Raw genomic sequence first — 10,852 nt, 5'->3', positions numbered from 1 at the left:
TGGTATTCCCCAGAGTGGGGGATACAGGTGGCGGGGTGGGTGGATGGCACCGGCTTTGCCGGTGTTCGCGGGGCAAGCCCGCTCCTACAGGATTTGTGTACGCCTCGACCTGTAGGAGCGGGCTTGCCCCGCGAAGGGGCGGGTACTGCCAAGACAAATCCCCTCAGCGAATCTGATGCTTGTGCAGCAGCCGATAAAACGTAGGCCGCGACACCCCAAGCACCTTCGCCGCAGTGCTCAAGTTGTCCGAATGCCGATTCAGCACGTCACACAGGGCCTGCCGTTCAGCGCGGGCCTTGTAGTCTTCCAGGGTACCAAGCGGCTGCTTCTCCAGCTCGATCACCTGCAAGCCAAGATCCTGCGCCTCGATCTGCCGCCCCTCGGCCAAGACCAGCCCTCGCCGCACCCGGTTGGCCAACTCGCGGACATTGCCCGGCCACTCATGCCGGCCCATCGCCGACAGGGCGTTGTCACTGAACGAGCGTGGTCGTCGGCCTGTCTCCAGGCTGTAGAACTGGGAAAAGTGACTGGCCAGCATCGACAAGTCGCCATGCCGGTCACGCAACGGCGCAGTGACCACCTGCAGCACGTTCAGCCGGTAATACAGGTCCTCGCGAAACTTGCCACGCTCAATGGCCTGTTCCAGGTCCACGTGGGTTGCGGCCAGCACTCGCACATCCACCGGAATAGGCTGCTCGCCACCGACCCGTTCGATGTGCTTCTCCTGAAGAAAGCGCAACAGGTTGGCCTGCAGTTCCAGCGGCAGGTCACCGATCTCGTCAAGAAACAACGTGCCACCGTTGGCTGCTTCGATCCGCCCGACCTTGCGCTGGTGGGCACCGGTAAAGGCGCCCTTCTCGTGACCGAACAGCTCGGACTGGATCAGGTGCTCTGGAATCGCCCCGCAATTGATCGCAATGAACGGCCGCTCGCGGCGTTGCGACTGGCGGTGCAGAGTACGCGCCACCAGTTCTTTGCCGGTACCGCTCTCGCCCCGGATCAACACTGGCGATTCGGTGGGCGCCAACTTGCCGAGCAGCTTGCGCAGTTCACGAATCGGCCGGCTGTCGCCGAGCAGCTCATGCTCAGGCTGATCGACCCGCACCGTGCCTTTGCCGCGCAGGCGGGCCATGCCGAAGGCGCGGCCCAGGGTGACCTGCACCCGCGAGACATCGAACGGCAAGGTATGAAAGTCGAAAAACCACTCGCAGACAAAATCGCCGACGTTCTGCGTGCGCAGTTCCTCGGCACTGAGCACGGCAATCCATTCGGTATTGCTGCGCTTGATCATGTCCTTGACCGCATCGGGGTACTGCAGATGCGAGGCCTGTAGGCGCAACACACCGACATCACAGGGATGCTCCAGCGCCGCGCCAAGGTTGCAGCTGCGTACGTCCCACCCCGCGCTGCGCAGGCCAGGCAACAGGCGGTGACAGTCGTCGCACGGGTCGACGATCAACAGGCGGCGTTGCAATACGGGTTCGAGCATGACCGTTCCTTGGCGCCAATTATTGGTTTTTCAAATAGAAACAGTACGTTGCAGCGCCCGAATTAACAGTAGCAACGAACTTGACGGTGCCCACTACCGTTGGTCTGCCAGATCTGTGCGGGGTAAACGCTGGGGGGATAGTTATAAAGTTGTCGCCGTCATATCGCCTCGGCAAAGCTTAGAAACATTTGCCTGAAAAAAAATCAGCGGGTTTGTGACTTAACCCCAACCTTGGAGCATCAGTACAGATAACCCCGCCCTGCACACCTTTGAATCTTTACGCAGCGCGGAATTACTTTCGCTGTTTGGGACCATAGAGAGACCGAACCATGAATGCCCCGCTCCGTGTCAACGAAGCACTGCTGATCGCCGACCACGCCTTCGAACCTTTCCAGTGCGTAGCCTGGGATGCACCCAACGGTACTGGTGAGTTGAGCCTGGCAGTGATCGACCGGACCAGCACGCGTATCGGCAGCAAGCAAGTCTCCTCACGCATCTATTCCGACCCGGCGCAATGGGCCAGCCTGATCGAGGAAGTGCGCGCCGAACTGTGTGAAAAAGGTTACGACCTGCAACCCTGGTCGATGCCGAAGTAATCCGGTGCAGGATTGCCAAGTGTGTGCCCTGCCGCGCACTTGGCAACTTTCCTAATGCCAGTCTTGGCAACTTTGCAGTATTGCGACATTCAGTCGCAGCACTGACACTCCCTTCTTTTATATATATCAGCGCAGCAGCCTGAACTGCTCGATGTGCTGATACTCGGCCTGCAATTGCGCGGCGAGCAATTGCGCCCGCCCTAGCCGCACTGGCGCCAATTCCATGTCTACCAGCCAGGTTTCGCACGGCATCGGCTGCAGGGCCTGCCAACGCTGCAGGCGACCATCGGTAAATACCAGGCAGCGTTGAGCCTCTTGCGGGTGGCGTTTTTGCCTGGCCTGGAGCCAGTCACGGGCCTGCTCCAGGGCGGCGATCAGCGGCGTGCCACCGCCGGCGCCGAGCGCCTGCAGCCAAGGCTGCAGGGCTGCCGAGGCCTTGAGGCCATGGCGTTGCCATTGCGGACCAGCGCCGCTGGCGGTGAGCAGGGCCAGGCGTGCACGCTGCCGATAAGCCTGGTCGAACAACTCAGCCAACACCCCTTTGGTCTGGGCCAAGGCCTGGTGACGCCGGGTCGAGGCCGACGCATCGACGATTACCAGCCACAGCTCTGCAGGTCGCGCCTGGCGCTGCTGCCAGCGCAGGTCGTGACGCTGGCGCGGTTTGCCGTTGAGCAGCGTCGCCAGCCAGGCGACTCGCCCCTGCGCGGCAGCCTTGGCGCGCCCGCGAGGTGCGCCCGCCAGCTTGCCAAGACGGGGTCTGGCATCCGCCGCCATGCTGCTGCGCTGGCGGATGCTCAGGGCTTTTTTGCCCAGTTCGGTACCTCACGGCGTGGGCCGCTGCCGACGGCTTGCGGCGCCATTGCACCCCAGTCGCCCTGGCCACCCTCAGGCTTGGCATCGGCACCGCCTTCAGGGCGAGGCGCGCTCGGCTGCTGGCCCGGTGGCGACTCGCGGCGCCGATGGCGCAGGGCAAACTCGGCGACCGCCTGCACATCTTCTTCCTCGATCTGCTCGCAGCCACGCCAGGCGGCGTGTGCACGGGCAGCGCGCAGCCAGACCAGGTCGGCGCGCAGGCCGTCCACTCCGGCGGCGAAGCAACCCTCGGTGATCCAGGCCAAGGCCTGGTCATCCAGGGCAATCTGCTCCAGGCGCTGCCGCGCGGCCTGGCAGCGTTCGCGCAGTGCCTGCTGGGCGGCCGCCCACTGCACACAGAAGCCCTGCGGGTCGCTGTCAAAGGCCAGCCGGCGGCGAATGATCTGCTGCCTGGCCGTAGGCTCAGGCAGGCCATCGAGGCAGACATTGAGGCCGAAGCGGTCGAGCAGTTGCGGGCGCAGTTCGCCCTCCTCCGGGTTCATCGTGCCGATCAGGACAAACCGCGCATCGTGCCGGTGCGAGATGCCATCACGTTCGACCCGGTTGGTGCCACTGGCCGCGACATCCAGCAGCAGGTCTACCAGCGGATCGGGCAACAGGTTGACCTCGTCGACGTACAACACGCCGCCGTGCGCCTGAGCCAGCACGCCGGGCGAGAACTGCGCCTTGCCTTGGCCGAGTGCTGCATCCAGATCGAGGGTGCCGACCACGCGCTCTTCACTGGCACCCAGCGGCAGGGTAACGAACGGTGGACGCTGTTCGGTGCTACCGAGCAAATCGGCCAGGCCGCGCGCCAAGGTACTCTTGGCCATGCCGCGTGGCCCTTCGATCAACACACCGCCGATCTTCGGGTCGATGGCGGTCAGGCACAGCGCCAGCTTGAGCGCATCGGCGCCGACTACGGCCGCCAGGGGAAACTGCAGGGGTTCACTCATCAATGGTCTTCCTCGCCTTCGAGCAGTTGCTCCTCGAGGGCTTCGCGGTAGCTGCCCGGTGTTTGCCAGAGGCCGCGCTGCTGGGCCTCGAGCAGACGCTCGGTGAGGTCACGGAGGGCCTCGGGGTTGTGCTCGCGCATGAAATCACGGGTCGCCGGGTCGAGCACGTAGGCATCGGCCAGGGACTGGTAATGGTGGTCGTCGATCAGGTGAGTGGTGGCGTCGAAAGCAAACAGGTTGTCGACAGTCGCCGCCAGCTCGAACGCGCCTTTATAACCGTGACGCTTGGCGCCGTCGATCCACTTGGGGTTCAACGCGCGCGCGCGAATCACGCGGTTCAGTTCTTCCTTGAGGGTGCGGATACGCGGCCGATCGACCTGGCTGTGATCGCCGTGATAACTGGCCACCGCGTCACCGGCCAAGGTCTCGGCGGCAGCCAGCATGCCCCCCTGGAACTGGTAATAATCATTGGAATCGAGCAGGTCGTGCTCGTGGTTGTCCTGGTTCTGCAGCACCGCCTGGACCTGGCTCAGGCGCGTGGCAAACTGCGCCCGCGCGGGAGTGCCTTCGTCGCTGCCGCCGTAGGCATAACCACCGTAGTTGAGGTAGACCTCGGCGAGGTCTTCGCGGCCCTGCCACAGGCGTCCGTCGATCGCGTTCTGCACCCCGGCACCATAGGCCCCGGGCTTGGCGCCGAAGACCCGCCAACCGGCCTGGCGCGCCGCCTGTTCGGCGGGTACGCCCTGGGCGAGCAAGGCTTGCCGCTCGCCACGCACACGCGCCGCCAGCGGGTTGAGGTCGTCCGGCTCGTCCAGTGCAGCAACCGCTTGCACGGCGGCATCGAACAGGCGGATGAGGTTACCGAAGGCATCGCGGAAGAAGCCCGACACCCTCAGGGTCACGTCAACCCGCGGCCGGTCGAGCAGGCTCACCGGCAGGATCTCGAAGTCGTCGACCCGCTGGCTGCCGCTGGCCCACACTGGCCGTACGCCCATCAAGGCCAGGGCCTGGGCGATGTCGTCGCCGCCGGTGCGCATGGTCGCTGTGCCCCACACCGACAAACCGAGCTGACGCAGATGATCACCGTGATCTTGCAGGTGACGCTCAAGGATCAGGTTGGCCGAGGCAAAGCCCAGCCGCCAAGCCGTGGTGGTGGGCAGGTTACGCACATCCACGGTATAGAAGTTGCGCCCGGTAGGTAGCACGTCGAGGCGACCACGGCTGGGCGCACCGCTTGGGCCGGCCGGGACGAAACGCCCGGCCAGCGCCGCCAGCAGGCCGTCAAGCTCGGCCGCACCACAGGCGTCGAGATTGGGTGCCACCGACTCGACCAACTCCTCTAGCACTTCCAGCACCGGCTGCCAGTGGTGCTCTGCCGGGAGCTCTGCGCGCCCCAGCGGGGCCCGCTCGATCAGGCCCAGGGCGAACTGCTCAAGGCGCTCCCGGGTATCGCCAAAGGTGCGCCAGGCACTGTCACCCAGCGTCTGCAATAGCGCCGGACGTGGCCCCGGCCATGGCTGGCCGAGGTCGCAGTCGAGCGGGTCGAAGCCCAGTTCAAGTGCCTTGGCCAAGGCGCGGATCAGGCTGGCGTTGCCGCCCTTGCCATCGCCACGTTCAACCCGCAGCAACGCCAGCAGGGTGTCGACCCGCAAACGGCCTTGTGGTGATTGGCCGAACACGTGCAGGCCATCGCGAATCTGCGACTCCTTCAAGTCGCACAAATAAGTGTCGAGGCGCGGCAACCAGACGGCGGCATCGTCCAGCTGCCCTTCGAGCTGCAGCTCACGGTCGATATGGTTGGCCTTGAGCAGCACGAGGATGTCGCGTTGCAACTCGCGGGCGCGGCGCGGGTCGAGCAGTTGCGCCTCGTAGTATTCGTCGGCCAACTGCTCAAGGTCGCGTAGCGGGCCGTAGGTTTCGGCACGGGTCAGCGGCGGCATCAGGTGGTCGATGATGACCGCCTGGGTGCGGCGCTTGGCCTGGGCGCCCTCGCCTGGGTCGTTGACGATGAACGGATAGATGTTCGGCAGCGGCCCCAACAGCGCGTCCGGCCAGCACTCGGCAGACAAGCCGACACCCTTGCCCGGCAGCCATTCGAGATTGCCGTGCTTGCCGACGTGAATCAGCGCATCGGCAGCGTAGGCGTTGCGCAACCAGAAGTGGAAAGCCAGGTAGCCATGGGGCGGGACCAGGTCCGGGTCGTGGTACACCGCGCTGTGATCAACCTGATAGCCGCGCGCCGGCTGGATGCCGACAAAGGTCAGGCCAAAGCGCAAGCCGGCGACCATCAGGCGCCCGCCGCGGAACATCGGATCTTCCTCGGGCGAGCCCCAGCGCTGCAGCACCGCCTGTTGGTTGGCCTCGGGCAGCCGGGCGAAAGCGTGCTGATAATCGGCCAGGCTCAGGCTCTGCGCACAGGGGCGCTGGTCGAGGTGATCAAGGTCGTTGGTCACGCCACCGAGCAATTGCTGGATCAGGGCAGTGCCGCTCTCAGGCAGATCGCCCACGGGGTAGCCTTCGCTGCGCAGGGCCTGGAGGATATTCAGCGCAGCGCCTGGCGTGTCGAGGCCGACACCGTTGCCGATGCGACCGTCGCGGGTCGGGTAGTTGGCCAGCACCAGGGCCACGCGTTTCTGCCCGTTGGGCAGGCGCGCCAGCTCAACCCAGCGCCGCGCCAGCTCGGCGACGAAATCCATCCGCTCTGGATGCGCGCGGTAGCAGACCACATCAGCCTGGCTGCGCTCACTGCGCCAGGCCAGATCCTTGAAGCTGATCGGCCGGGTAATGATCCGCCCGTCCAGCTCGGGCAAGACGATGTGCATGGCCAGGTCACGGGCACCGAGGCCCTGCTCGCTGGCCTGCCAGCCCTGCTGGTTGTCCTGCGCGCAGATCGCCTGCAGTACCGGAATATCGCGGCGCAGTGGCCGCAAGTTGGGCCGGTCGGGGCTGGACATGGCGAAACCGGTGGTGTTGATCACCACCTCGGCGTCCACCTCGTCCATCCATGCCTCGACCTGATCGAGGCAGCCGGGCTCCTTCAGACTGGCCACGGCAATCGGCAGCGGGTTGATCCCGGCCGCTTGCAAGCGCTGGCAAAATACGTCGATGAAACCGGTGTTGGCCGCCTGCAGGTGCGAGCGGTAAAACAGGATCGGCGCCACCGGATGGGCCGGGTCCCACTGGCTGAACCAGTCCTGCAGCGAGGCGTCGGCCTTGCTTGGGTGATAGACCAGAGTGCGCGCCAGCGGCTGCGGCTCCTGCCAGGGGTAGTCGCGATCGAGGCACAGGCTGGCCAGGCAGTTGAACAGGTTCAACGCATTGGCCTTGCCGCCCTGACGCAGGTAGTGCCAGAGCCGCTCGGACTGCTCCGCGGGCAGCGTGCCCAGGCCGCTCAGCTCAGGGTCGGGGCGATCATCGCCAGGCACCAGGATCAGTTGGACGCCACGGCTGGCCAGCTCCACCAGTTGCTCGACGCCGTAGCGCCAGTAGCCCACGCCGCCGTGCAGCGACAGCAACACCACCTTGGCATGGCGCAGCACCTGATCGACGTAGAGGTCGACCGAGGCGTGGTTCTGCACCTGCATGGGGTTGGCCAGGCGCAGGCTGGGGTAGTCGTCCGGCAACTGCTCGGCAGTGTCTGCGAGCAGTGCCAGGTGGGAATCACCGCTGCAGAGAATGACCAGCTCGGCCGGTGTCTGGCCGAGATCGGCAATACTGTCGTTCGGCACGAAACCGCCGGGCTGGGTCCGCAGCAGGTGCATGGGTCAGGCGCCCAGCGCCTGACGCAGGCGCGCTTCGAGCTGGCTGGCGTCGAGGTCTTGGCCGATCAACACCAGGCGGGTAATGCGCGGCTCTTCGGCGCGCCAGGCGCGGTCGAAGTGTTTGTCAAAGCGCGTGCCTACCCCCTGGATCAACAGGCGCATCGGCTTGCCGGGAATAGCCGCGAAGCCTTTGGCACGCAGGATGCCGAATTCGGTCACCAGCTGGGTCAGGGCGTCGAGCAACAGGCTTTCATCGGCTTCAGGCAGGTCGATGGAGATCGAGTCGAAGGCGTCATGGTCGTGATCATCGTGATCGTCGCCATCATGGTGCGAGTCGTGGTGGGTACGACGGCCATCGATGTGCGCCTCGGACTCGGCGCCCACGCCCAACAGCACGTCCAGAGGCAGGCGACCGCTGCTGGCCTCGATCACCTTGACCGCCGCTGGCAGCTCTTCAGACACCTCGGCGCGAACCTTGGCCAGGCCATCGGCGTCGATCAGGTCGGCTTTGTTCAGCACCACCAGGTCGGCGCTGGCCAGTTGGTCGGCGAACAGTTCGTGCAGGGGCGATTCATGGTCCAGGTTGGGGTCGAGCTTACGCTGGGCATCGACCTGGTCCGGGTAGGCGGCAAAGGTCCCGGCGGCGACGGCTGGGCTGTCGACCACGGTAATCACCGCATCGACGGTGCAGGCGTTGCGGATTTCTGGCCACTGGAAGGCCTGGACCAATGGCTTGGGCAGGGCCAGGCCGCTGGTTTCGATAAGGATGTGGTCGAGGTCACCACGGCGGGCTACCAGTTCGCGCATTACCGGGAAGAACTCTTCCTGGACGGTGCAGCACAGGCAGCCGTTGGCCAACTCGTAGACGCGGCCGTTGGCTTCTTCCTCGGTGCAGCCGATGCTGCATTGCTTGAGGATTTCGCCGTCGATGCCCAGCTCGCCGAATTCGTTGACGATGACCGCGATGCGTCGGCCCTGGGCGTTGTCGAGCATGTGCCGGAGCAAGGTGGTCTTGCCCGAGCCGAGGAAGCCGGTAACGATGGTGACGGGAAGTTTGGCCAGTGTTTTCATGTCTCGGTGCCCTTGGCAGGATGGCGCGGGCATACCGGACGAAAGCCGCTGGCTATCAAAGCCCGGCTCGTTCGCCACCGGATCACCCCGCCCGGATTAAAGTCGAAATCGCTTCGAGGCAGGTCTCCTGGCTTGCACCGCACCGGCGCCGGGCCGGGTGGATGACGCCTTCCCGCGCGGTGCGCAGTGGCTGTGTCGATCCTGATCAGTGCCTACAGTTGCGGGGGCAGCCGCGGCGTGTACCGCGTTCCCGTCTTAGCTTCGGCCAACGCCGAAGAACCTCGAAGCGGCAAGGCTACGCAGTGCGGCTGTAAGCTGCAAGGGCCACGCTGCAAGTTGTGCCCGTGTGCGTTTTCAGGTCTGGCCTATTCGCGGGGCAAGCCCGCTTACAGGTTCTGCATTACCCGAGAGCACAGGGTCCTGTCGACACAACCAGCAAACATCTCACCTGTGATTGACTGGAAATCGCCCCCGTGATTTGCTAGCGCCTTGCGTTCAGGTGCCCCTTCACGGGGTGAAACGGGAAACCGGTGCGTCGCAGGCCTCTTGTCAAGGCCCGACAATGCCGGTGCTGCCCCCGCAACGGTAAGCGAGTGAAGCGTCTAAACCACTGTGCCGCGTCGTATGGCATGGGAAGGTGATGCTTGCCAAGGAGCGCGCTCCTCCTCGCCAGCCCGGAGACCGGCCTGCGTATCAACACCAATAACACCCCGCGGAGGGCGGGCGCTGTCGCATTGCCCTGGATGAATCACGTCCGGGGCTGCCGCGCTTGCCCGTTGCCTACAACAAGCAGAGGAAAAGCGTCATGCCCATCACCAGCGCCAAGCACAGCATCGCCACTCCAGCCAGCCTCAGTCAACGCGTGGTCATCGCCGCCGGCGCCAGCCTGCTCGGCCTGTGCCTGATCTACTTTGCCGGTTTCTCGCACGTCGAGGCCGTGCACAACGCCGCTCACGACACCCGCCACAGCGCCGCCTTCCCCTGCCACTGAGTACGCTCGCATGATCAAGCGCATTGCCCGTACCGCGGGCTTCAGCGGCCTGCTGGCCGCACTTTTGCTGACCCTGCTGCAAAGCTTCTGGGTCAGCCCGTTGATCCTCGAAGCGGAAACCTTTGAAAGCGCAGCCCCTGTCGAGCAGCACACGCACGGCAGCGAAGCGGTCGCCGCGCATGAGCACAGCGCCGAAGCCTGGGCACCGGAAGATGGCTGGCAGCGCGTGCTGTCGACCACCGGCGGCAACCTGGTGGTGGCAGTCGGCTTCGCGCTGATCCTGGCCGCGCTGTACAGCCTGCGTGAACCGAACCGTGTAGCCACTGGCGCGCTGTGGGGGCTGGCTGGCTTCGCGGTGTTCTGCCTGGCACCGACACTGGGCTTGCCGCCTGAGTTGCCAGGCACCGCTGCAGCCGATCTCGGCCAGCGCCAGACCTGGTGGATCGGCACCGCCGCAGCCACGGCAATCGGCCTCGCCCTGCTGGTATTCGCCCAGCACTGGCTGCTCAAAGTAGTCGGCGCGCTGCTGTTGGTCGTGCCCCATGTAATCGGCGCTCCGCAGCCAAGCGTCCACGAAAGCCTGGCACCCGAGGCACTGGAAACGCAATTCAAGTTGGCTTCCTGGCTGACCAACGCGGCATTCTGGGTCGCCCTGGGCCTGATCAGCGCGTGGCTGTTCCGTCGCGGCCGCCAGGCCTGATGCACTGCGCTCCTGCCCTGCCGGCGCTGTATGCCGGCTTTGGCTGCCGCCGGGGCTGCCCGGTCGATGTCCTGGAGACCCTGCTGCGGCAAAGCCTGGCGACCCTGCAGTTGCCGCTGAGCGCCCTGCGCGGCATTGCCAGTATCGATCTGAAAGCCGACGAGGCTGGCCTGCTCACCCTGGCCAGCCGCCTCGCCCAGCCTCTGGTGTTGTTCAGCGCCACTCAATTACTCACCTTTGAAGGGCAGCTGAGCCATCGTTCACTGGCCGCCTTCAACCACAGCGGCTGCTGGGGCGTGGCCGAGAGCACGGCGCTGGCCCTGGCGACCCAGGCGCACGGCGCAGCGCACTTGGTGCTGCCGCGCCAAACCTGCGCGCAGGCTACCCTCGCCCTGGCCTGTGGTCGATAATCGCTTCTACTTTACCTGCAAGGATT

At 65.2% G+C, this 10,852-nt stretch carries 9 protein-coding genes and 2 riboswitches; of the genes, 4 read left to right on the top strand and 5 right to left on the bottom strand.

The annotated features are described in order from the left end of the window. Positions 1–163: 163 nt before the first annotated feature. On the bottom strand, positions 164–1,489 hold the full coding sequence (locus J3B00_RS14325; RefSeq protein WP_209868122.1) for a sigma-54 dependent transcriptional regulator: 1,326 nt from the start codon (positions 1,487–1,489) through the stop codon (positions 164–166). Positions 1,490–1,818: 329 nt separating this feature from the next. Here J3B00_RS14325 and J3B00_RS14320 point away from each other — a divergent pair, with 329 nt between their 5' ends. Then, a complete protein-coding gene (locus tag J3B00_RS14320; RefSeq protein WP_013972506.1) occupies positions 1,819–2,085 on the top strand; it encodes a hypothetical protein in 267 nt (88 codons plus the stop codon). A gap of 126 nt (positions 2,086–2,211) precedes the next feature. On the opposite strand, the gene J3B00_RS14315 is transcribed toward J3B00_RS14320, so the two are convergent. The 4 genes from J3B00_RS14315 to cobW are packed head-to-tail and all read right to left on the bottom strand — an operon-like array spanning position 2,212 to position 8,725. Beyond that, on the bottom strand, positions 2,212–2,859 hold the full coding sequence (locus J3B00_RS14315) for a VWA domain-containing protein (protein ID WP_209868121.1): 648 nt from the start codon (positions 2,857–2,859) through the stop codon (positions 2,212–2,214). 20 nt (positions 2,860–2,879) lie between these two features. Beyond that, complete coding sequence (locus J3B00_RS14310) at positions 2,880–3,893, bottom strand: AAA family ATPase (RefSeq protein WP_209868120.1); 1,014 nt, start codon at positions 3,891–3,893, stop codon at positions 2,880–2,882. Continuing rightward, positions 3,893–7,654: a cobaltochelatase subunit CobN gene (cobN, locus tag J3B00_RS14305; RefSeq protein WP_209868119.1), complete on the bottom strand. Its 3,762-nt coding sequence runs from the start codon at positions 7,652–7,654 to the stop codon at positions 3,893–3,895. Before cobN ends, J3B00_RS14310 begins: the two co-directional genes overlap by 1 nt. A 3-nt stretch (positions 7,655–7,657) precedes the next feature. Continuing rightward, positions 7,658–8,725, bottom strand: a complete 1,068-nt coding sequence (gene cobW, locus J3B00_RS14300; RefSeq protein ID WP_209868118.1) for a cobalamin biosynthesis protein CobW — start codon at positions 8,723–8,725, stop codon at positions 7,658–7,660. Positions 8,726–8,824: 99 nt separating this feature from the next. After that, positions 8,825–9,024: riboswitch (cobalamin riboswitch) on the bottom strand. 181 nt (positions 9,025–9,205) lie between these two features. Then, positions 9,206–9,430: riboswitch (cobalamin riboswitch) on the top strand. 100 nt (positions 9,431–9,530) lie between these two features. Here cobW and J3B00_RS14295 point away from each other — a divergent pair. The 3 genes from J3B00_RS14295 to J3B00_RS14285 are packed head-to-tail and all read left to right on the top strand — an operon-like array spanning position 9,531 to position 10,826. After that, a complete protein-coding gene (locus tag J3B00_RS14295; protein ID WP_209868117.1) occupies positions 9,531–9,716 on the top strand; it encodes a CbtB-domain containing protein in 186 nt (61 codons plus the stop codon). Positions 9,717–9,726: 10 nt separating this feature from the next. Then, the gene (locus tag J3B00_RS14290; RefSeq protein ID WP_209868116.1) at positions 9,727–10,416 is read left to right on the top strand and encodes a CbtA family protein; all 690 of its coding nucleotides are present in this window, start codon (positions 9,727–9,729) and stop codon (positions 10,414–10,416) included. A 17-nt stretch (positions 10,417–10,433) separates the two neighbouring features. Then, positions 10,434–10,826: a cobalamin biosynthesis protein gene (locus tag J3B00_RS14285; protein WP_209874871.1), complete on the top strand. Its 393-nt coding sequence runs from the start codon at positions 10,434–10,436 to the stop codon at positions 10,824–10,826. Positions 10,827–10,852: the final 26 nt, after the last annotated feature.

It is taken from the genome of Pseudomonas sp. BP8 (assembly GCF_017875955.1).
Taxonomy (GTDB): domain Bacteria; phylum Pseudomonadota; class Gammaproteobacteria; order Pseudomonadales; family Pseudomonadaceae; genus Aquipseudomonas.
The sequence above is the reverse complement of the archived record's forward strand: the minus strand, read 5'-3'. Positions and strand labels throughout refer to the sequence as shown.